The organism is Pseudonocardia benzenivorans CB1190 (assembly GCF_000196675.2).
Taxonomy (GTDB): domain Bacteria; phylum Actinomycetota; class Actinomycetes; order Mycobacteriales; family Pseudonocardiaceae; genus Pseudonocardia; species Pseudonocardia benzenivorans.
On the sequence record NC_015312.1, the window covers coordinates 174,372 to 193,827 of the forward strand.

The window sequence follows — 19,456 nt, forward strand, 5'->3', positions numbered from 1 at the left end:
CCCGCTACGGTCTGAGCCCTGATGGCCAAGAAGACACGCAACCGGGCCGCCGCCGCGAGCGCCCCCGGCGAGAACCCCCGCCGCCCCTGCCCGTGCGGATCGGGCAAGCGCTACAAGGTCTGCCACGGCGCGGGCGACGACGTGATCGTCATCCGTCCGTTCGAGGGCCTCGCCGCCGAGCCGGACCTGGTGGCCATGCGCGAGTTCCTGCCCTCGGCCACGGCGCCGCTCCCGCTCGCCGACGCGGGCGACCGGACCGTCACCGTCACGTCCGTGCTGCCGGGTGCCTCGGCCGCGCTGGTCAGGTCCGACGGTGCGGTCATGATCGGCATGCAGGTCCAGACGCGCTCGGGGGACCTCTCGGCCGACGTCGCGAAGGCCGTCCGGTGGGCGCTGCAGGCCGAGCCGGGTGAGTCGCTGGCCGTCGTCGGGCCGGGTCTGGGCGGCGACGCCGTGCGGCTGCAGGACCTGCTCGACCCGGCCGCTCCGCTCGAGGTCACCATGCACCAGGACTTCGGCTGGTGGATGCCGGACGGCGACGGCGACCTCGCCCCCGAGCTCGCCGCGATGCTCGAGCGCGCCAACGCCGTCATCATGCCGACCGAGCCCGTCACGGCCGACGGCGTGCGCGCCGCCTACTGGGTCGACACCGGGTCGAAGGCGCACATCCGCTGGGTGCGGCCCGAGCCGGAGGACAGGCTGCTGGCCGCGTTCGCCCGGCTGCAGGCCCGCGACGAGCTCGCCCTGTCCGCCGACGCACGCTACCTGGGCTCGTTCCGGGCCCACGGGCTGCTCGTCCCGGTGTGGGACCTCGACCGCGACATGCACCCCAAGGAGTGGACGGCCCCCGTCGCCGCCTTCGCCGCGCGGCTCGACGAGACGCTCGCCGGCCTCGACGACACGCCGCCGACCGACGCGGAACGCCGTGCCCGCGACGCCCTCGCCGGCAAGCAGGTCACCCTGCGCTGAGCAGCGACTCCGCGGGCGTCGGGGGCCCCGCTGCCCGGGGCGGAGGCGTGTGAGGAGCCGCACCCGGGCGGCGCCGACGGTGACGCTTAGTATCCCGAGCATGGGACTTCTCGATGCCAAGGTCGTCATCGTCACCGGCGCGGGCCGGGGGATCGGCCGGGGTGAGGCGCTGGAGTGCGCCGCGCAGGGCGCTGCCGTCGTCGTGGCCGAGTTCGACCCGGAGGCGGGCGAGGAGGTCGCCAAGGAGATCGTCGCGGCGGGCGGGCGTGCCGTCGCGGTGGGCGGGGACGTCGCCGACGCCGAGGTCGCCGACTCGTTGGTGCGCACCGCCGTCGAGGAGTTCGGGCAGCTGGACGCGGTCGTGAACAACGCGGGGATCCTGCGCGACCGGACCGTCGCCAAGCTCTCCGACGACGACTGGGACGCCGTCATCCGCGTCCACCTGCGCGGCCACTTCCTGCCGACGCGTGCCGCGGTCCGGTACTGGCGCGAGGCCAAGCGCGGCGGGCACCTCGTGCACACCGCCTCGACCTCGGGTCTCCTCGGCAACTTCGGGCAGAGCAACTACGGCGCCGCGAAGGCCGGCATCGCCGCGTTCTCCACGATCGTCGCGCAGGAGGGTGCCCGCGGCGGCATCACGTCCAACGCCATCGCCCCCACCGCGCTGACCCGGATGACGCTCGACCTCATGCCGCAGGAGTTCCGCGACCAGCGCGACGCGGCGCTGGCCCGCGGCGAGTTCGACTTCTTCGCCCCCGAGAACGTGGCCCCGCTGGTGGCGTTCCTGTGCTCGGACGCGTCGAGCCACATCAGCGGCAAGGTGTTCGGCGTGCAGGGGGACAGCGTCGAGATCTTCCAGCCGTTCACCTCGGTCGCCGAGATCAAGAACGACGGGAAGCGCTGGGACCCCGAGGACCTGCCGGGCCGGATCGACGAGCTCTTCAGCGCCTCGGGCATCCAGGCGGGTGCCGAGAACATGATGGCGCGCATGCGCTACCAGATCCTGGACATCTGACCGTGCGCGGCAATGGTCGCTGCCGCGACCATTGCCGCGCACGACCCCGGGGCAGGGCCGCAGCCGCCCCGAGCGGTCGCGGCAGCGTCACCGCCCGGTCGGGCGCCGGTCGGGCGAGCGGGCGGCACAGCGGTCAGGGCAGCCAGGAGACGTGCCCCTTGAGCGCCGCGTAGCCGACGAAGGCGACGACGTCGATCAGGGTGTGCGCCGCGACGAGGGGCCACAGCCGTCCGGTGCGCTGCCAGTAGCGGCCGAAGACCAGCCCCATGACCAGGTTCCCGACGAACCCGCCGAACCCCTGGTAGAGGTGGTAGCTGCCGCGCAGCACCGCCGCCGCCAGCAGCGACCTGTTCGCCGACCAGCCCAGCTGCCGCAGCCGCGTCAGCAGGTAGCCGATCATGACGATCTCCTCGGCCCACGCGTTCGCCGCGGCCGACGCGAGCAGTACCGGGATGCGCCACCACGTGTCGGTGAGGGTCGTGGGCGCGATCGTCAGGCTCACCCCGACGGCGTGCGCGACGAGGTAGAGGCCGAGCCCGGGGATGCCGATGACGGCGGCGAGCCCGACGGTGGCGGCGGCGTCGCGGCCCGGGCGGCGGGCGTCGAGACCGATGTCGCGCATGGCGAAGCCCGCCCGCAGCAGCAGGTACGCCCCGACCGCGCCCCAGCCGACCAGCTGCAGGAGGCGCGTGAGCTGCAGCGCCAGGTCGACGAGCGTCGCGGCCGCGGCGGGGGCGTTGAGCGCGACCTGCTGCTCGGACAGCGGCGTCGTCGCGAGCAGCGAGTCGATCAGCGACAGGGCCGACCGCAGCGCCGAGAGCCCGAGCGTCACCGCGAGCACGACGAGGATCTCGGTGACGACCAGCCGGCGTCGGGCCGGGTCGTCGATCACCTCGGCCGCGCGGCCGGTGGGCGGGGGTGGAGCGAGCCAGCTGCGGAGGCCGTCGGGCACGGACGTCGACGCTACCGGGCGCCCTCGCGCGGGAGCGCCGACACGTATCCTGACCCTCGTGCTCCGTCTCGCGCTGACCCCTCGCTGGATGGCCTGGCACGTCCTGACCCTGGGCGCGATGGTCGCGTGCGGCTTCCTCTCGGCGTGGCAGTGGCACCGCGCGGGAGAGGCGATGGGATCGGCGCTCAACATCGGCTACGGCGTCCAGTGGCCGGTCTTCGCGGTCTTCTTCGGCGTCATGTGGTGGCGGTTCCTGCGGCTGGAGGCGCGCCGGCTCGCCGGGACCGACGTCGACGAGCACGCCCCGGTGCCGACCGAGTCGGGTCCGGTGCAGCAGGAGCGCACCCCCGCGCCCGCGGTGCCGGTCGTGAAGGACGAGGGACCGTCGCCCTTCGGTGTGCGGCGGACCGCGGTCCCCGAGCCCGACGACGAGGAGAACCCGCAGCTCGCGGCGTACAACCGGATGCTCGCGGAGCTCGCCGAGCGTGACGACGGTCGCTGAGCGGCCCTGGGCGTCGGCCCGGGCGCCGTCCGTACACTCGGCGGGGTGAGCGTGCCCGCCGAGACCAGCAAGCAGACGCCGATGAAGCCGGTGGGTCCGCGGCTGGTGATCTACCGGATCGCCGCATGGGTCACGGGTGTCGGTCTGCTCGCGCTGACGTTCGTCGCGTTGCCGCTCAAGTACATCTGGGACGTCCCGGGCCCGACCACGGTCATCGGCATCATCCACGGGTACCTGTACATGATCTACATCGTGTGCACGCTCGTGCTGGCCGAGCGGGTTCGCTGGCGCCCCGTCACGGCACTGCTGATCCTGCTGGCCGGGACGATCCCCGTCGCGTCCTTCGTCGCCGAGCGCAAGGTGACCAGGGAGGTCCGCGAGCGGGAGGCCGCCGCCGGCTGACCGTCCCGCGGGCGGGAGCCGTCAGCCCTGCTCGTCCCCGTGGGTCTGTACCGGGTCGAGCTCGTCGTGGCGCGCGTGCCGGCCGCCGTACCCGCACCCGACGAGCGCGGTGAGCCGGCTGCGCAGCTCGTGCACGGTCGTCGCCTCCGCGGGCCACGCGATCCGGACGTCGTGGTCACCGCCCGGCGTCTCGACCCGCAGCCGGATGCCGCAGCGGTCGACGCCGAGCGGGCGCACCCTGGCGCCCGAGGTGGCGCGCAGCGGCGCCGGCAGGTGCCGGGCCAGCGCGACGAACACCTCGGGGTGGGTGCTTTCCAGGTGGCCCAGCCAGCGGTCCTCGAGGATGCAGAACGGGTCGGGCCGGGCCGCCGCGAGGTCGACCGGCGACAGCGACGCCGTGCCCTCCGCGTCGGCGAGCACGACGGAGCCGGGCTCGAGCCGGACGAGCGTTGCCCCGTGGCCGAGGTCGAGCAGCCGGTGGTCGGGGCGGGCCTGCGCGGCGTGCACCGCGGCGCGGCGGGCCTCGGCGTCGTCGGGGACGCGCAGCCAGCCGGTGATCCACAGCAGGGCGCGCACCGGTTCCCGGAGGTCGACCGCCGCGTGGTCGGCGAGCTCCAGCATCACCGCGACCTCGCCGCGCGGGTCGAGCCGGGCCTGTTCGACGAGCGCGCAGTGGTCGTCGAGGAGCAGCACGGCCGATCCGTCGGCGAGCACGTGGTGGAACGCCGGGACGATCGGCTCGGGCCCACCGGTTCCGACGATCGCGGCGCGGCCGCCGCGCGTGGTGATGCTGCGTGCCCGCTCGGCGTCGGTGGGCGTCGGGGGGCGCCGCAACCGTGTCGTACCCACGTGACTCTCCCTTGTGTTAGGTGAGGCTAAGTTATCTATCGCATACCCTCATGTCCAGGCCCGGAGGGCGCGCCTCACCCGATGCGAGGAGATCGACACGCGGGGGTTAGCGTGTTCGTCCGTGACGACCGTGCCATCGGGTAGCTCCTCCGCACCCGGGTCGGTTCCCCCGCTGTTCGCAGCGTTCGTCGACGACACGAGCCTGTTGCTCGCGAACGGCGGAGCCGGGGTCGACGCCGTGGTGGAGGGCTACCTCGACGCCCGCGACGGTGACCACGGCGACCTGCTGGGCCGGCTCGCCTGCCCGGTGTCGCGACTGTCGCCGCTGGTCACCGAGCTCGCCCGGTCCGCCCCCGCGGAGCCGGTCGACCTGGCCCTCGTCGTCGACAGCGGCCTGGGCGCCGTGCCCAAGGCGCTGTCGACGGTGTTCTCCCGCGCGACCCTGCTGACCCCGCGGTCGGTCGAGACGTCCGCGCCGCTCGACCTCGACCCGGTGTGGCTCGAGCGCGTCGCCGAGTTCGTCCCGGACGACGTGGTCGCCGTCGTCGAGCCGCGCCGGCCCATCACGGGCGACCCCGAGGACGTGGCCGCCTGGCTCGACGCGGTGCGCCGCGTCGCCGAGCACGGCTGCGAGCCCAAGCTGCGCTGCGGCGGACCCCGGCCGTCCGACGTCCCGAGCGTCGACGAGCTGCGCCGCTTCCTCGCGATCGCCGCGGAGACCGGACGGGCCGCCGCGCTGGTCGGGCTCGGCCGGCTCGTGCGCTCGGCCGACGAGGCGGGCGTGGTCCAGCACGGCATCCTCAACGTGCTCGTCGCCGCGGCCCGCACCGCCGACGGTGCCGAGGGCGACGCCGTGGTGGCGGCGCTCGAGTCGACCGACGCGGCGGCGCTCGTCGCCGCGACCCGCGAGCTCGACGGTGCCCGGATGGCGGCCGTCCGCAAGGTGCTCTCGCGCTGCGGTGCCGGCCAGGACGAGGTGACCGCGCTGGGCGCGCTCGCGGCCTGACGCATTCCGCGGCCCCGACGGTGAGGCGGCCCCGCCCGACGGACCCCCTTCCTCCGTCGCGACGACGCCGCCTCGTGCTGTCCTACGAGCGTCCGGGTCGTCCGGTTCGCAAGTTGCGTCGAACGGCGGAGCGGCGCCCGCCGAACGGTCCGGCCGGTGCCCGGCGGACGCGAGGGACCGCCCCGCCGGGCGGGCGCCGGGCCCGCGGATAAGGTCGGGTCGTGCCCCGACTCGCGTTCCTGGGTCCGTTCGGGACCTTCACCGAGCAGGCGCTGCGCTCGCTCCCCGAGGCCGACGGTGCCGAGCTGCTGCCCTGCCCGGGCAACCCGGCGGTGCTGGCCGCCGTCCGCGACGGCCGGGCCGACATGGCGTGCGTCCCGATCGAGAACTCCGTCGAGGGTGCCGTCCCGCCGGTGCTCGACGGCCTCGTCGGCGACCCGCCGCTGGTCATCGTGCGCGAGGCCGTACTGGCGGTCCGGTTCGTGCTGCTGGTCAGGCCGGGGACGACCGTCGACGCCATCCGGACCGTCGCCTCGCACTCGCACGGAATCGCCCAGACGCGCGGCTGGATCGCCGAGCACCTGCCGTCCGCCGAGGTCCTGATCTCGACGTCGACGTCCGAGGCCGCGGCGCAGGTCGCCCGCGGTGAGATGGACGCTGCCGTCTCCGCGCCCGTCGCCGCCGCCCAGCACGGTCTCGAGGTGCTGGCCGACGACATCGCCGACAACGAGAACGCCGTCACCCGGTTCGTGCTGGTGGCGCCGCCGTCGGCGCCGCCCCCGCCGACGGGCAACGACCGCACCACCCTGGCCGCCACCACCGAGAACCGGCCGGGCTCGCTGTTGGGCCTGCTCACCGAGCTCGCCGTCCGTGGCATCGACCTCACACGCATCGAGTCCCGCCCGATCAAGCACCGGCACTCCGAGTACTGGTTCCACCTCGACTGCACGGGTCACATCGCCGAGCCCGCGATGGGCGAGGCGCTCGCGGCGCTGCACCGCCGGTGCGACGAGGTGCGCTATCTCGGCTCCTACCCGCGGGCGACGCCGCTCAACGGGGCGGGGTCGGGCGCCGGGGCGCCTGCCGTCCCGCTGAGCACGGCCGGGCATGCGGAGTTCGCCGCGGCGCAGCAGTGGCTCGCGGCGCTGCGCGCAGGAGGTCGACCGTGACGTCCGACGGCCGGCGGCTCCTCGACCACAGCCGCAGCGCCCCCGATCCCAGCGCCCCCGATCCCAGCGACCCCGATCCCAGCGACCCCGACCACCTCGTCGCCGACGAGGCCGACCTGGAGCCCCCGGAGGTACCCGTGGACGGGCTGCGCCTCGTGCTCGTGCGGCACGGCCAGACCGACGCCAACGCCGGCAAGGTGCTCGACACCGCCCTGCCGGGCAGCCCGCTCAACGCGCTCGGGCACGAGCAGGCCCGCACGGTGGCCGACCTGCTCGCCGACTGGCCGGTCCGCGCCGTCTTCGCCTCCCGCGCCACCCGTGCGCAGGAGACGGCCGCGCCGATCGCCGACGCCCACGGGCTCTCGGTGACGGTGCTGGAGGGCGTGCACGAGATCTCCGTCGGCCACCTCGAGGGTGCCTCGGACGCACACTCGCGGCGCATCTTCGAGGACATCTACGACGGTTGGTGGGGCGGCGACCTGGCACGTCCGATGCCGGGCGGCGAGTCCGCGGCCGACGTCCGGGAGCGGGCGTTGCCCGTCGTCGACGAGATCGTGCGCGCCGCGGAGGAGCTGCCACCGGGCTCCGCAGTCGTGCTCGTGAGCCACGGGGCGACGATCCGCATCACCGCCGCGGCGCTGCTGGGCGACACCGTCGAGACGGCGTACGTGCCGAACACCGGGCGGGTCGTGCTCGCGCGCGACCCCGGCTCGGCGAGCGGCTGGACGCTGCAGCTGTGGGACAGCGGACCCGCGCTCGCGGGCGACGTGACCGCGGGCGCGACCGGCTGAGCCCGGCGCCCGCGGGTGCCGGGGTCAGCCCCAGCCCAGGCGGTGCAGGGTCTCCTCGTCGATGCCGAAGTGGTGCGCGATCTCGTGCACCACGGTGACCGTCACCTCGTGGACGACGTCGTCCTCGTCGTCGCAGATGTCGAGGATCGCGTCCTGGAACAGCGTGATCCGGTCGGGCAGGACGCCCGCGTACTCGGTGGTCCGCTCGGTCAGCGCGACGCCCTCGTAGAGCCCGAGCAGCGCCGGGTCCTCCTCGTGCCGGTCGGCGACCAGGACGACGACGTTGTCCATGGCCGCCGCGAGACCCGGCGGGACCTGGTCGAGGGCGTCGCCGACGAGCTCCTCGAAACGCCGGCGGCTCATCGGGACGGGCACGGCCGGCCGCCCGTCAGGTCTGGCCCCCGCCACCGCTCCCGCCGGCCGCGGGCAGCACCTGCGTCGGGATCGGGACGGGCGGTTCGCCGGAGGTCGGCGGGGGTGTGTCCTGGCCGTCGCCGGAGGAGCCGCTCGGCGGGGCCGACGTCGGCTCGCCGGGAGCGCCGGACGTGGTGGGCGGGGCCGGCGTCTCACCGACGCTGACCGAGCCCTTCACCGACCCGGTGACCGGGGCGAAGCCGCTGCGGTCGGCCAGCAGCGCGGCCAGGTTGCAGTTGACCTTGCGCGAGCCGACGTCCCACGACTCCTGGGAGATGTTGTCCCAGTAGACGGTCAGCTTCTTCTGGGCCACGGCGTCGGGACTGCCGGCGTAGGCCGCCGCGTCCTCGGTGCACTTGGTCTGCAGGTACTTGTCCTGGTCGTCGACGGAAGGGAACTTCCCGTCCGTGAACTGCTGGGACAGGTCGACGACGGACACCGTCTCGACCGCGTGCGGACCGGTGCACGGCACGGGGTCGCCGACGGTCTTGCCGTCGACGGCCAGGCAGGTCCCGGCGTCCTCGACCCGGGACTGGTCCTGGTCGGCGACCTTGCCCTTGATCGGCATGAAGCTGCCGGACTTCGTATTGCTCTGCAGGCCGCAGCGCATCTCGCGGTCGCCCTCGGCCCACTTCGCCTGCGACGGCTTGAGCCCGCCGACGCGGAACCTGCCGTTGGGGTCGAACCTGTTGTCGAGGTACTGCTGGACGATCGGGGTGCAGCGTTCGCTCACCAGCTGACGCCACGTCTGGTCGCTGGGGAGCGTGCCCTGGTCGGTGAGCTGCACCGAGCCGGCCTGCTCGAAGCGATGCGTCTGGTCGCACGGCACCGCGACGGTGTCGGCCGCGTCGGGCCGCGACCAGTTCAGGCACGTGCCCGCGGCGGCGGGGGGCGGCGGCAGGTCGGCCAGCCTGCGGGCCTCGGCGGCGGCCGGGTCGGGCAGCGTCGCGAGCGTGCTCAGCACCGGCACCGACGTGTCGGCGAAGCGGTCGAGCACCGAGACCGCGAGCATCGTCACCGCACCGATGAGCACGCCGATCACGATGCGGCGCACCGGGTGGACGGCACGCTTCGGCGCCCGACCGGCATCCCGCGGGCGGGAGGCCGGGGGCCGGGAGTCACCGGGGGAGCGACGGCGGGGGGCGGCGGGGGGCCGCCGGTCCGGCGCGGCGAGGTTGGCCATGTCGGCCGTCATCATGCCGTTACCTGGATCGGGTGACGGCAGGGGTGCCCGGATCGGGCGGTCATCGGTCGTCCGGATGCGGCGGACGTGCGCCTTTCCGCTGTGATCGGGAGGGCTGTACGGTGCGCGCGGGGGTGAGCGATGACGGAGGGAACGCCCGGCGACGAGCGGCCGGACGCGAGTGGCGAGCAGCCGGCGCAGCAGCCGCCGGAGTCGGAGGGACGCCTGGGTCCAGGGCCGGGCCCGGGTCCGGACGGGCCGACGCGCCGCGGCCGGATGAGCTTCCAGGACGAGTCCACCACGCCCCGTGAACCCACGCTCGCCGAGGCGCGCGCCCGTCAGCAGGCCGAACGCCGCCGTCGCGAGGAAGCGTCGGCCAAGTACGCCGCCGAGCAGGCGAAGAACAAGAAGCGCAAGCGGATCCTCATCGGCACCGGGGTCACGGTCGGGGTCGTCGCGGTGATCGCCATCGGCTACGCGATCTCGAACAGCAACGACGAGGTCGAGGCGCGCTGCGTCGACGCGAACAACGTCGTCGTCGACGACAGCAACTGCGTCACCCCCGCGTCGAACAACACCGGCTACCACGGCGGCGGCTTCTTCCCGATCTTCATCGGGGCCGGCGGCGGCCAGTACCACTACAACTACGGCGGCACCGGCAACGTCGGCCAGGTCGCGTCGGGCGGGACGACCGTCGTCCCCAAGGACTCGACGACGGTGAAGAGCGGCACCTCCGGCAAGACCATCTCGCGCGGCGGGTTGGGCGTCTCCAGCGGCAGCGGCAAGGGCTCGAGCGGCGGTTCGTCCGGCGGGAGCAGCGGGTCGTAGATGCGCAGGGAACGATCGACGCCGCGCCCGGGCTGGCAGCAGACCGTCGAGAGCCAGGGCATGGTCTACGGCACCCCGGGCCGTGGCGAGGGCGGCACCGCCCGCCCGTACTGGGACGAGTCGGTGCACTACGTCTTCGAGATGGACGAGATCCTCTCGCTCGAGGCCGACGTCGAGCTGCTCCACTCGATGTGCCTCGACGCGGTCGACCACGTCGTCACCACGGAGCGGTTCCGCGACTTCGCGCTGCCCGAGTGGTCGTGGCAGGCCGTCGCCGACTCGTGGAAGCGGCACGACCCGCACGTCTACGGCCGGTTCGACCTGCGCTACGACGGGTCCGGCCCCGCGAAGCTGCTGGAGTACAACGCCGACACCCCGACGACGCTGCTCGAGGCGTCGATCCTGCAGTGGTACTGGCTCAAGGACACCCACCCCGACGACGACCAGTGGAACTCCCTGCACGAGAAGCTCGTCGAGCGCTGGGGTGAGATCCGGTCGAGCCTGCCCACCTCGGAGGTGCACTTCACCTGGTCGGGCTCGGACACCACGGGCGAGGACCACGTCACCGTCGGGTACCTGCAGGAGACCGCGGCCGAGGCCGGCATCGACACCGTCGGGCTGGCGATCGAGGACATCGGCTGGGACGTGACGCTCGACAGGTTCGTCGACCTCGCCGAGGCGCCGATGAACGCCGTCTTCAAGCTCTATCCCTGGGAGTGGGCCCTCACCGACGAGTTCGGCAAGCACGTCGCCCGCAGCCTGCCGGACACGCTGTGGATCGAGCCGCTGTGGAAGTCGTTGCTGTCCAACAAGGCGCTGCTCGCGATCCTGTGGGAGATGTACCCCGGGCACCCGAACCTGCTGCCCGCCTACCTGCAGAACCCCGGCCTGCTCACCGAGTACGTCAAGAAGCCGCTGCTGGGCCGGGAAGGGGCGAACGTCTCGATCGTGTCACCCGGCAGCGAGGTGTCCACCGGTGGCGTGTACGGCGAGGAAGGATACGTCTACCAGCTTTTCGACCCGTTGCCGCAGTTCGACGGGTTCCGTCCCGCACTGGGCGCGTGGGTGGTCGGTGACACCTCGGCCGGGCTCGGGATTCGCGAGACCGTCGGGCTGGTGACCGACGACGGCGCGGCGTTCGTCCCGCACCGCATCCCCGAGTCCTGATCCCGCTCCCCGGAAGGAACACAATGACCGCCCTGTTGGCCCTCGAGCCGGGGTTCTTCTCGACCGTCGGCCGCGGCATCGGCGCGATCCTGCTGTACGCGCTCATCGGTCTGCTGCTGATGCTGCTCGGTTTCTGGGCGATCGACCTCACGACGCCCGGCAAGCTCAACCGGATGGTCCGCGACGGCCTGCCGAACGCGGTGATCGTCACCGCGGCGGGCATGGTGAGCATGGCGCTGATCGTCGTCACGGCGATCTGGAGCGTCTCCGGTGCGCTCGCCGAGGGCCTGCTGGCCTCGTTGATCTTCGGCCTCGTCGGGATCATCGCGCAGGTGCTCGCGGTCCGGCTGCTGGAGTGGGTGACGGGCATCGACATCGGCGCGGTCCTCGCGGCGCCCGACGTCCGGCCGCAGGCGTGGGTCGTCGCCGCCGCGCACATCGGGCTGGGTCTGGTCGTCGCGGTCGCGATCCTGTAGCCCGTCCCGGCGGCCCGGACCCCACGTACGCTGTCGGGGTGCAGGCACCCCGGCTCGTCGCGACCGACGTCGACGGGACCCTGCTCGACCCCGAGCTGCGGGTCACCCCGCGCACCGCGGTCGCGGTCCGCGACTACGTCGCGGGTGGCGGCGAGTTCGTGCTGGTCACGGGGCGGCCGCCGCGGTGGATCCCGCCCGTCGCCGCGCAGCTGACGGCGGTGCGCCTCGCGGTGTGTGCCAACGGCGCCGTGCTGTACGACGTGGTCGCCGACCGGGTGCTCGACGCCCACGAGATCGACCCGGCGACGCTCGGCTTCCTCGCCGAGGCCGTCGCGGAGACGTTGCCCGGCGCCGGAATCGCGGTCGAGCGCGTCGGCGTGGGCGGGCACGGCGACCAGGCCGGGGCCTTCCTCGCCGAGGCCGACTACCGGCACGCCTGGAAGGGCGACGACAGCGACCGCATCCCACGCGCCGAGCTGCTCTCCCGGCCGGCCGTGAAGCTGCTGGTCAGGGCGCACGGCATGACGAGCGAACAGATGGTCGCCGCGCTGACGCCCGTCGTGGGGGACGCCGTCGACCTGACGTTCTCGCACTCAGGTGGGCTGGTCGAGGCGTCGTCGCCGGGGATCACGAAGGCCACCGGGCTGGCGGAGGTCGCGGGGTCGGCGGGGATCGAGGCCGCGGGCATCGTCGCGTTCGGGGACATGCCCAACGACATCGAGATGCTGCGGTGGGCCGGGCACGGCGTCGCGATGGCCAACGCGCACCCGGACCTGCTGGCCGTCGCCGACGAGGTCACCGCCGCGAACACCGACGACGGCGTCGCCCAGGTGCTCGAACGCTGGGCGCCGTCGGGCGACACGGACCTCCCCGACAAGGCCGGGTAAAGGCGTCGCGCGTAGCATCGGCCGCCGGAACACACCCGCCGAGCAGCGCCGCCGACCCAGCCGTGGCGCACAGGAGGCCCCGAACCGTGGCCGAGCCCGTCGTCCGTCCGGGCGTCACCGAGCCCGCCCAGCCCGTCCCGTCGCAGCCCGTCCCGTCCCAGCCCGTCTCGTCGCAGCCCGCGCCGTCGCCGCGCGCCCTCGCCGTCGTCCCCGACCCGTCGACGCGGTCCGCCGAGGTCCGCATCCTCAACGCGGTGCAGTCCGCGATCGCGACGCCGGCGGTGGTGGGCGTCGCCCGCGGCATGTCGCTGTTCGGCGAGCACGCCGCCGGCTGGCTGGCGCTCGGTCTCGTCGGCGCGGCGGTCGACCGCGACCGCCGTCGCGACTGGCTCGGGGCCGCCGCGGGCGTCGCCGCCGCGCACGGGGCGTCGATCGCGGTGAAGCGCGTCGTCCGCCGCCGCCGCCCGGACGACCCCTCGGTCCGCGTGCTCGTCGGCACGCCCAGCCGGCTGAGCTTCCCGTCGGCGCACGCGACGTCGACCACCGCTGCCGCGGTGCTCTACGGCGGCCTGCTGGCCCGGCCGCTCGTGCCCGTCCTGGTCCCGCCGATGGCGCTGTCGCGGCTGGTCCTGGGCGTGCACTTCCCGTCCGACGTGCTCGTCGGCTCCGCGCTGGGCGCGGGCGTCGCGAGCGGGGTGCGGGCGTGGCTGCGGCGACGGGCGGGGGCGCGATGACCGGCACCGAGCGGGTGGGCAGGCGATGACCAGCACCGACACGCCGCCCACCGCCGCACCGGCGGTCCGGAGCCCCGCGAACGTCGGCCTCGGCCTGCTGCGGACGATGCGGCCGAAGCAGTGGGTCAAGAACGTCCTGGTGCTGGCGGCGCCCTTCGCGGCCGGCGACCTCTTCGACGGCCGCTCGGCCTACCACCTCGCCGTCGCGTTCGTGACGTTCTCGCTGGCCGCGTCGGCGGTCTACCTGGTCAACGACGCCAACGACGTCGAGGCCGACCGGGCCCACCCCAAGAAGCGCACCCGTCCCATCGCCGCCGGGATCGTCCCCGTCCGGCTGGCGTACGCGCTCGCGATCCTGCTGCTCCTGGGCGCGCTCGCGCTCAGCGTCCTCGCCTCGACGCAGCTGACGATCGTGCTGGCCGTCTACATCGGCGTGCAGCTCGGCTACTGCTTCTGGCTCAAGCACCAGCCGGTGCTCGACATCTGCATCGTCGCCTCGGGATTCCTGCTGCGCGCGATCGCGGGCGGCGCCGCGGCGAGCATCCCGCTCTCGCAGTGGTTCCTGCTCGCCGCGGGCTTCGGGTCGCTGTTCATGGTCGCGGGCAAGCGCTACGCCGAGATGATGCTCGCCGAGCGCACCGGAGCGAAGATCCGCAAGTCGCTGGAGAGCTACTCGGCGTCCTACCTGCGGTTCGTGTGGGCGCTGTCGGCCACCGTCCTGATCATGACCTACGGCCTGTGGGCGTTCGAGATCCGCGAGGCGCACCACAACTCGGTGTGGTCGGTCGTCTCGATCGTGCCGTTCGTGGTGGCGGTGCTGCGGTACGCGGTCGACGTCGACAGCGGCAACGGCGGCGCGCCCGACGAGATCGCGCTCAAGGACCACGTGCTGCAGGTCCTGGCCGTGCTCTGGGTGGCCACGCTGACCCTCGCCGTCTACACCTGACGGCCGGCCGTGAAGGGCATCATCCTGGCCGGCGGCGCCGGCACCCGCCTGCACCCGATCACCCGGGCCGTCTCGAAGCAGCTGCTCCCGGTGTTCGACAAGCCGATGATCTACTACCCGCTCTCGGTGCTCATGCTCGCCGGGATCCGGGACATCCTCGTCATCACGACGCCGGAGGAGCAGCCGCTGTTCCGGCGCCTCCTCGGCGACGGCGCCGAGCTGGGCCTGCGGCTCGGCTACGCCGCGCAACCCGAGCCGGGCGGTATCGCCCAGGCCTTCCTGATCGGCGCCGAGCACATCGGTGACGACCACTGCGCGCTCGTCCTGGGCGACAACATCTTCCACGGCCAGGGCTTCGCCTCGGTGCTGCGCGGCTGCATCGCGCGGCTCGCGGCGGGCGAGGACGGCGCGGTGCTGTTCGGCTACCCGGTCCGGGACCCGCAGCGCTACGGCGTGGGCCTGGCCGACGAGTCGGGCCGCCTCGTCGACATCGAGGAGAAGCCGGCCGCGCCCCGGTCGAACCGGGCGATCACCGGGCTGTACCTCTACGACGAGCACGTCGTCGACATCGCGCGTGGGCTCACCCCGTCGGCACGCGGCGAGCTGGAGATCACCGACGTCAACCGCGAGTACCTCAAGCGCGACCGGGCGCGGCTGGTCGACCTGGGCCGCGGCTTCGCGTGGCTGGACACCGGGACGCACGACTCGCTCGTCGAGGCGAGCCAGTACGTGCAGGTGCTCGAGCACCGGCAGGGCGTGCGCATCGCGTGCCTCGAGGAGATCGCGCTCGACCGGGGCTGGATCGACGCCGACGCCTGCCTCGCCCTCGGCGCCGCGCAGGGCAAGTCCGGCTACGGGGAGTACGTCATGAACGTGGCGCGAGCACGAGGAGCGCAGGCACAGGGGGCTCGGACACAGTGAGGGTGCTGGTCACCGGCGGGGCCGGTTTCATCGGGTCGAACTACGTCCGCAAGCTGGTCGCCGGCGCCTACCCGGCGTTCGCCGACGCCGACGTCACCGTGTTCGACCTGCTCACCTACGCCGGGACGCTGACCAACCTCGTCGAGGTCGCCGACTCGCCGCGCTACCGGTTCGTCCGCGGCGACATCCGCGACGCGGCCGCGGTCGGCGACGTGATGGCCGGCGTCGACGTCGTCGTCCACTTCGCGGCCGAGTCCCACGTCGACCGCTCGATCACCGGTGCGGGCGACTTCGTGTCGACCAACGTCGTCGGCACCCAGGTGCTGCTGCAGGCGGCCCTCGACGCCGGGGTGGGCCGGTTCGTGCACGTGTCCACCGACGAGGTGTACGGCTCGATCGACGAGGGCTCCTGGCCGGAGACGCACCCGTTGGAGCCGAACTCGCCGTACTCGGCGTCGAAGGCGGGATCGGACCTGCTCGCCCGGGCCTACCACCGCACGCACGGGCTGCCGGTGTGCATCACGCGCTGCTCCAACAACTACGGGCCGCACCAGTTCCCGGAGAAGGTCATCCCGCTGTTCGTGTCGAACCTGCTCGACGGGAAGAAGGTGCCGCTCTACGGCGACGGCGGCAACGTGCGCGACTGGCTGCACGTCGACGACCACTGTCGCGGCATCCAGCTCGTCGTCGAGAAGGGGCGCGACGGCGAGGTCTACAACATCGGCGGCGGCACCGAGCTGTCCAACCGGGAGCTCACGCACCTGCTGCTCGACGCCGTCGGTGCCGACGAGTCGATGATCCAGCCGGTGGCGGACCGGCCGGGCCACGACCGGCGCTACTCCGTCGACTGGTCCAAGATCGCCGACGAGCTGGGGTACGCGCCACAGGTGCCGTTCGAGCGGGGGCTCGCCGAGACGGTCGCGTTCTACCGGGACCGGCGGGACTGGTGGGAACCGCTCAAGAACGGCTGACGTAGCGGACGAGGCTCTCCTGCCAGTCTGGGGTCACGACGCCGGCGGCGTGCGCGCGTCCCAGGTCCAGCACGCTGTTGAGCGGCCGCGGCGCGACGTCGGGCCTGCCGGCGAAGTACTCGGCCGTCGTCGTGTCGGTGACCGCGAGGTCGTCGCGGCCGGCCGCGGCGAACACGGCCCGCGCGACGTCCGCCCACGACGCGGGCTCCCCGCCGCCGGTGACGTGGTAGGTGCCGTGCGGTGCGCCGACGTCGAGCAGGTGCACGATCGCGGCGGCGATGTCCGGCGCGAACGTCGGCCGGCCGACCTGGTCCGCGACGACCGTCGGGGCGATCCCGCGCCCGGCCAGCCCCAGCATCGTGCGCACGAAGTTGCGGCCCTCGCCGACGACCCACGTGGGCCGCACCAGGTAGTGCCGCTCGACGCCGCGCACCGCCAGGTCGCCCGCGGCCTTGGCCGCGCCGTACGCGGACAGCGGTGCGACGGGGTCGGTCTCGGTGTACGGGCCGGACTTGCGCCCGTCGAACACGTACTCGGTCGAGAGGTGGACGAGCGTGAAGCCGTGCCGCCGGGCGCGGTCGGCGAGCAGCGCGGGGCCGGACGCGTTGGCCCGCCACGTCGCGACCCGGCCGTCGGGGGTCTGGGCGCCGTCGACGTCGGTGTGCGCTGCGGCGTTGACCACGACCTCGTGCTCGTCCCATGCGGGTTCGGGCCCACCGCCGGTGATGTCGAAGTCCGCCCTGGTCAGGGCGACGGCGTCGGGCAGTGCGGCGGCGAGGGCCCGGCCGACCTGGCCGCCCGCGCCGAGCAGCAGCACCCTCACGGGGCGATCGCCGCCAGCGGTGGGTGGTCGATGTCCTTCTGGGACCGGATCGCGTCGGCCTCCGCGATGGGCCAGTCGATCCCCAGCGCCGGGTCGTACGCGTTGATCAGCGTGTACCGCGCCTCCGGCGACCAGTGGTCGTTGACGAGGTAGGTGTAGACGACGTCGGGTGTGAGCGTCTGGTAGGAGTTGCCGCACCCCCGCGGCACGAAGATCGCGTTGCCCGGGTCGAGCTCGAAGGTCTCGACCCGCCCGAACGCCGGGCCCGGCCGCAGGTCGACGATCGCCGCGAACGCCCGGCCGTGCGCCAGGGAGATGTACTTGTCCCACGGCTCGGCGTGGATGCCGCGGGTGACGCCGCGCTCGGCGTTGAACGAGACGTTGCTCTGCACGATGTCGAACTCCGGGAAGCCCGCCTCGCGCAGCTTCGCCTGCTGGTAGGCCTCCTTGAACCAGCCCCGGTTGTCACCGTGCACGGCGAGGGTGACGCGGAGCAGTCCGGGGATCGACGTGGTGTCGACGCTGAGCTCTGCCACGGTGGCGGGTCCTCCAGTGGGCGGGATCGACGGCATCCTCGCACCCGGGCGCGGCCTGTCGGTCGGCGACCGGCTCGGCACGGCCGGTAGGGTGCGCGCCGTGGCGGGAGAAGGCGATACGACGTCGACGGCCTACTCCGAGCGTCTCGCGACGTTGTCGGGAGCGCGCTGGAAGCGCCTCGTCGACGTGCAGCGGCCGTACCGGTGGAACCTGCGCAGGCTCATCGGTCAGCGACGCACGCTCGACGTGGGCTGCGGCATCGGGCGCAACCTCGCGAACCTGCCCCCGGGCAGCGTCGGCGTCGACCACAACCCGACCTCCGTGGAGCTGTGCCGCAAGCAGGGCTTCCAGGCCGAGACGAGCGCGGAGTTCCTCGCCCGCACGCCCGAGGAGACCACCCCGTTCGACGCGATGCTCGTCGCGCACGTCGTCGAGCACCTCGACGAGGGCGCCGCGGCCGACGTCATCCGCCCCTACCTGGCCTACGTCCGGCCCGGGTCGCCCGTCGTGCTGATCTGCCCGCAGGAGCGCGGCTTCGCCTCCGACGCGACGCACACAGTCTTCACCGACCACGCCGCGCTGCGCGCCCTGGTCGCCGAGCTGGGTCTGACGTTCCGGCGCGAGTTCTCGTTCCCGTTGCCGCGGTTCACCGGCAAGGTCTTCACCTACAACGAGTTCGTGACCGTGGCCGCCACTGCGAGCAGGTCGTGACGACGGAAGGCCTCGAGCGCGTCGAGATCTCGTTGAACGGGTCGGGTCCCGCACACGAGCAGCGGCTGCTGGTCGTGCTGCCGGCGCTCAACGAGCAGGAGTCCGTCGCCAAGGTGATCGGCGAGATCCGGGCCAGCAGGCCGGACGCGGACGTCCTCGTCGTCGACGACGGGTCCACCGACCGCACGGCCGAGCGGGCCGACGCCGCGGGCGCGCTCGTGATGCGGCTGCCGTTCAACCTCGGGGTGGGCGGCGCGATGCGCGCGGCCTACCGCTACGCCCACGAGTCGGGATTCACGTCCGTCGTGCAGGTCGACGCCGACGGCCAGCACGATCCCCGCGAGATCGAGCACCTGCTCGCCGTGCGCGACGCCGACGTCGTGATCGGGGCCCGGTTCGCCGGGCGCGGCAGCTACGTCGTCAAGGGCCCGCGACGGTGGGCGATGCGGCTGCTGTCGTTCGTACTCAGCCGCATCATCGGCGTCCCGCTGACCGACCCGACCTCGGGCTTCCGGCTCGTCCACGGGCGCGCGCTCGCGCTGTTCGCCGAGCACTACCCGGAGGAGTACCTCGGCGACACCGTCGAGTCGCTGGTCATCGCGCATCGCGCGGGGCTGTCCGTCGCGCAGGTGCCCGTCGTCATGCGGGCGCGGGAGACGGGCGTCGCGAGCACCAACCCGGTCCGCTCGGCGGTGTACCTGCTGCGCGTCGTCGTCGCCGTCGGGCTGGCCCTGATCCGCCGCCGTCCGGAGAGCGAGCACCGGTGATGACCGACCTCCGCCTCACGATCTTCTCCGTCGTCGTCGCGGTCGCGGCGCTGGTGCTGGTGGTCGAGCTGCTGCGGCGGCGCCGGCTCCGGGAGAAGTACGCCGTGATCTGGGTCGTCATCTCGATCGGCACGCTGATCGTGGCGATCTTCCCGTCGCTGCTGCGCGGCGTCGCACAGGCCATCGGCATCCAGACGCCCAGCAACCTGCTGTTCTTCGGCTCGCTGCTGGTGCTGTTCGCCGTCTCGCTGCAGCTCTCCCGGGAGGTCGGGCTGCTGGAGGAGCAGTCGCGGCGGCTCGCCGAAGAGGTCGGCGCGCTGCGGCTGCGGCTCGACGCGATGGAGAAGCGGGCCGACGAGGCCGCCGCGGCGCAGGACGCGACCGAGCAGCAGAAGGCCGAGCGCGGCGCCTGACGGCGGTCGAACCGTTCGGGGCG

At 73.5% G+C, this 19,456-nt stretch carries 24 protein-coding genes; 18 read left to right on the forward strand and 6 right to left on the reverse strand.

All coding sequences use genetic code 11. The features are described 5' to 3' along the window. Positions 1–21: 21 nt before the first annotated feature. Together PSED_RS00830 and PSED_RS00835 are read left to right on the forward strand one after the other, a co-directional pair. Complete coding sequence (locus PSED_RS00830; RefSeq protein WP_013672376.1) at positions 22–969, forward strand: DUF5926 family protein; 948 nt, start codon at positions 22–24, stop codon at positions 967–969. A 100-nt stretch (positions 970–1,069) separates the two neighbouring features. Further along, a complete protein-coding gene (locus PSED_RS00835; RefSeq protein ID WP_041759149.1) occupies positions 1,070–1,984 on the forward strand; it encodes an SDR family NAD(P)-dependent oxidoreductase in 915 nt (304 codons plus the stop codon). Between the two features lie 133 nt (positions 1,985–2,117). Here PSED_RS00835 and PSED_RS00840 read toward each other — a convergent pair whose 3' ends face one another. After that, positions 2,118–2,936 (reverse strand): CPBP family intramembrane glutamic endopeptidase, encoded by an 819-nt coding sequence (locus PSED_RS00840; protein ID WP_013672378.1) that lies wholly within the window; start codon positions 2,934–2,936, stop codon positions 2,118–2,120. A gap of 58 nt (positions 2,937–2,994) precedes the next feature. Between PSED_RS00840 and PSED_RS00845 the strand changes: the two genes are divergently transcribed. Next, a complete protein-coding gene (locus PSED_RS00845; RefSeq protein WP_013672379.1) occupies positions 2,995–3,438 on the forward strand; it encodes a hypothetical protein in 444 nt (147 codons plus the stop codon). A 45-nt stretch (positions 3,439–3,483) separates the two neighbouring features. After that, positions 3,484–3,840 (forward strand): DUF3817 domain-containing protein, encoded by a 357-nt coding sequence (locus PSED_RS00850; protein ID WP_233899258.1) that lies wholly within the window; start codon positions 3,484–3,486, stop codon positions 3,838–3,840. 21 nt (positions 3,841–3,861) lie between these two features. Here the strand turns inward: PSED_RS00850 and PSED_RS00855 are convergent, their stop codons facing one another. Then, positions 3,862–4,689 (reverse strand): DUF2470 domain-containing protein, encoded by an 828-nt coding sequence (locus PSED_RS00855; RefSeq protein WP_013672381.1) that lies wholly within the window; start codon positions 4,687–4,689, stop codon positions 3,862–3,864. 121 nt (positions 4,690–4,810) lie between these two features. Here PSED_RS00855 and PSED_RS00860 point away from each other — a divergent pair, with 121 nt between their 5' ends. The 3 genes from PSED_RS00860 (at position 4,811) to PSED_RS00870 (ending at position 7,655) form a co-directional block, all read left to right on the forward strand. Beyond that, positions 4,811–5,695 carry a hypothetical protein gene (locus tag PSED_RS00860; protein WP_013672382.1) on the forward strand — a complete coding sequence of 295 codons (885 nt, stop codon included), beginning with the start codon at positions 4,811–4,813 and terminating at the stop codon, positions 5,693–5,695. A 221-nt stretch (positions 5,696–5,916) separates the two neighbouring features. After that, positions 5,917–6,864, forward strand: a complete 948-nt coding sequence (gene pheA / locus PSED_RS00865) for a prephenate dehydratase (protein ID WP_013672383.1) — start codon at positions 5,917–5,919, stop codon at positions 6,862–6,864. Then, positions 6,861–7,655 carry a histidine phosphatase family protein gene (locus tag PSED_RS00870; RefSeq protein WP_013672384.1) on the forward strand — a complete coding sequence of 265 codons (795 nt, stop codon included), beginning with the start codon at positions 6,861–6,863 and terminating at the stop codon, positions 7,653–7,655. The genes pheA and PSED_RS00870 overlap by 4 nt, the downstream gene beginning before the upstream one ends. A gap of 24 nt (positions 7,656–7,679) precedes the next feature. Here PSED_RS00870 and PSED_RS00875 read toward each other — a convergent pair whose 3' ends face one another. Together PSED_RS00875 and PSED_RS00880 are read right to left on the reverse strand one after the other, a co-directional pair. Further along, positions 7,680–8,030 carry a metallopeptidase family protein gene (locus PSED_RS00875; RefSeq protein WP_013672385.1) on the reverse strand — a complete coding sequence of 117 codons (351 nt, stop codon included), beginning with the start codon at positions 8,028–8,030 and terminating at the stop codon, positions 7,680–7,682. 13 nt (positions 8,031–8,043) lie between these two features. Next, entirely contained in the window at positions 8,044–9,123 is a 1,080-nt protein-coding gene (locus tag PSED_RS00880; RefSeq protein ID WP_158511279.1) for a septum formation family protein, read from the reverse strand. A gap of 270 nt (positions 9,124–9,393) precedes the next feature. Here PSED_RS00880 and PSED_RS00885 point away from each other — a divergent pair, with 270 nt between their 5' ends. From PSED_RS00885 to rfbB, 8 genes are all read left to right on the forward strand, one after another. Next, complete coding sequence (locus PSED_RS00885) at positions 9,394–10,080, forward strand: hypothetical protein (protein WP_013672387.1); 687 nt, start codon at positions 9,394–9,396, stop codon at positions 10,078–10,080. Then, positions 10,081–11,247, forward strand: a complete 1,167-nt coding sequence (locus PSED_RS00890; RefSeq protein ID WP_013672388.1) for a glutathionylspermidine synthase family protein — start codon at positions 10,081–10,083, stop codon at positions 11,245–11,247. 23 nt (positions 11,248–11,270) lie between these two features. Beyond that, on the forward strand, positions 11,271–11,723 hold the full coding sequence (locus PSED_RS00895; protein ID WP_013672389.1) for a DUF350 domain-containing protein: 453 nt from the start codon (positions 11,271–11,273) through the stop codon (positions 11,721–11,723). A 38-nt stretch (positions 11,724–11,761) separates the two neighbouring features. Next, on the forward strand, positions 11,762–12,610 hold the full coding sequence (locus PSED_RS00900; protein ID WP_013672390.1) for an HAD family hydrolase: 849 nt from the start codon (positions 11,762–11,764) through the stop codon (positions 12,608–12,610). Between the two features lie 242 nt (positions 12,611–12,852). Further along, positions 12,853–13,344 carry a phosphatase PAP2 family protein gene (locus PSED_RS00905; RefSeq protein WP_049803579.1) on the forward strand — a complete coding sequence of 164 codons (492 nt, stop codon included), beginning with the start codon at positions 12,853–12,855 and terminating at the stop codon, positions 13,342–13,344. A 25-nt stretch (positions 13,345–13,369) separates the two neighbouring features. Beyond that, complete coding sequence (locus tag PSED_RS00910; protein WP_013672392.1) at positions 13,370–14,290, forward strand: decaprenyl-phosphate phosphoribosyltransferase; 921 nt, start codon at positions 13,370–13,372, stop codon at positions 14,288–14,290. Positions 14,291–14,299: 9 nt separating this feature from the next. Next, the gene (gene rfbA, locus PSED_RS00915) at positions 14,300–15,211 is read left to right on the forward strand and encodes a glucose-1-phosphate thymidylyltransferase RfbA (RefSeq protein ID WP_013672393.1); all 912 of its coding nucleotides are present in this window, start codon (positions 14,300–14,302) and stop codon (positions 15,209–15,211) included. Next, complete coding sequence (rfbB, locus tag PSED_RS00920; protein WP_013672394.1) at positions 15,208–16,182, forward strand: dTDP-glucose 4,6-dehydratase; 975 nt, start codon at positions 15,208–15,210, stop codon at positions 16,180–16,182. The genes rfbA and rfbB overlap by 4 nt, the downstream gene beginning before the upstream one ends. Here rfbB and PSED_RS00925 read toward each other — a convergent pair. Together PSED_RS00925 and PSED_RS00930 are read right to left on the reverse strand one after the other, a co-directional pair. Continuing rightward, positions 16,169–17,005, reverse strand: a complete 837-nt coding sequence (locus PSED_RS00925) for an SDR family oxidoreductase (protein ID WP_233899260.1) — start codon at positions 17,003–17,005, stop codon at positions 16,169–16,171. The genes rfbB and PSED_RS00925 overlap by 14 nt on opposite strands. Then, the gene (locus tag PSED_RS00930; RefSeq protein ID WP_041759151.1) at positions 17,002–17,541 is read right to left on the reverse strand and encodes a dTDP-4-dehydrorhamnose 3,5-epimerase family protein; all 540 of its coding nucleotides are present in this window, start codon (positions 17,539–17,541) and stop codon (positions 17,002–17,004) included. The genes PSED_RS00925 and PSED_RS00930 overlap by 4 nt, the downstream gene beginning before the upstream one ends. 1 nt (position 17,542) lies before the next feature. Here PSED_RS00930 and PSED_RS00935 point away from each other — a divergent pair, with 1 nt between their 5' ends. The 3 genes from PSED_RS00935 to PSED_RS00945 are packed head-to-tail and all read left to right on the forward strand — an operon-like array spanning position 17,543 to position 19,433. Further along, entirely contained in the window at positions 17,543–18,253 is a 711-nt protein-coding gene (locus PSED_RS00935) for a class I SAM-dependent methyltransferase (protein WP_233899261.1), read from the forward strand. A gap of 32 nt (positions 18,254–18,285) precedes the next feature. Next, positions 18,286–19,020 carry a glycosyltransferase family 2 protein gene (locus tag PSED_RS00940; RefSeq protein ID WP_049803581.1) on the forward strand — a complete coding sequence of 245 codons (735 nt, stop codon included), beginning with the start codon at positions 18,286–18,288 and terminating at the stop codon, positions 19,018–19,020. Beyond that, positions 19,020–19,433 (forward strand): DUF2304 domain-containing protein, encoded by a 414-nt coding sequence (locus tag PSED_RS00945; protein WP_013672397.1) that lies wholly within the window; start codon positions 19,020–19,022, stop codon positions 19,431–19,433. The genes PSED_RS00940 and PSED_RS00945 overlap by 1 nt, the downstream gene beginning before the upstream one ends. The last annotated feature ends 23 nt before the right edge of the window (positions 19,434–19,456 follow it).

What these genes read in the sequence shown, in the direction of transcription:
- PSED_RS00890 (WP_013672388.1), top strand. Translation starts at nt 10,081, where the DNA reads ATGCGCAGGGAACGATCGACGCCGCGCCCGGGCTGGCAGCAGACCGTC.
- PSED_RS00945 (WP_013672397.1), top strand. Translation starts at nt 19,020, where the DNA reads ATGACCGACCTCCGCCTCACGATCTTCTCCGTCGTCGTCGCGGTCGCG.
- PSED_RS00895 (WP_013672389.1), top strand. Translation starts at nt 11,271, where the DNA reads ATGACCGCCCTGTTGGCCCTCGAGCCGGGGTTCTTCTCGACCGTCGGC.
- PSED_RS00835 (WP_041759149.1), top strand. Translation starts at nt 1,070, where the DNA reads ATGGGACTTCTCGATGCCAAGGTCGTCATCGTCACCGGCGCGGGCCGG.
- PSED_RS00885 (WP_013672387.1), top strand. Translation starts at nt 9,394, where the DNA reads ATGACGGAGGGAACGCCCGGCGACGAGCGGCCGGACGCGAGTGGCGAG.
- PSED_RS00830 (WP_013672376.1), top strand. Translation starts at nt 22, where the DNA reads ATGGCCAAGAAGACACGCAACCGGGCCGCCGCCGCGAGCGCCCCCGGC.
- PSED_RS00910 (WP_013672392.1), top strand. Translation starts at nt 13,370, where the DNA reads ATGACCAGCACCGACACGCCGCCCACCGCCGCACCGGCGGTCCGGAGC.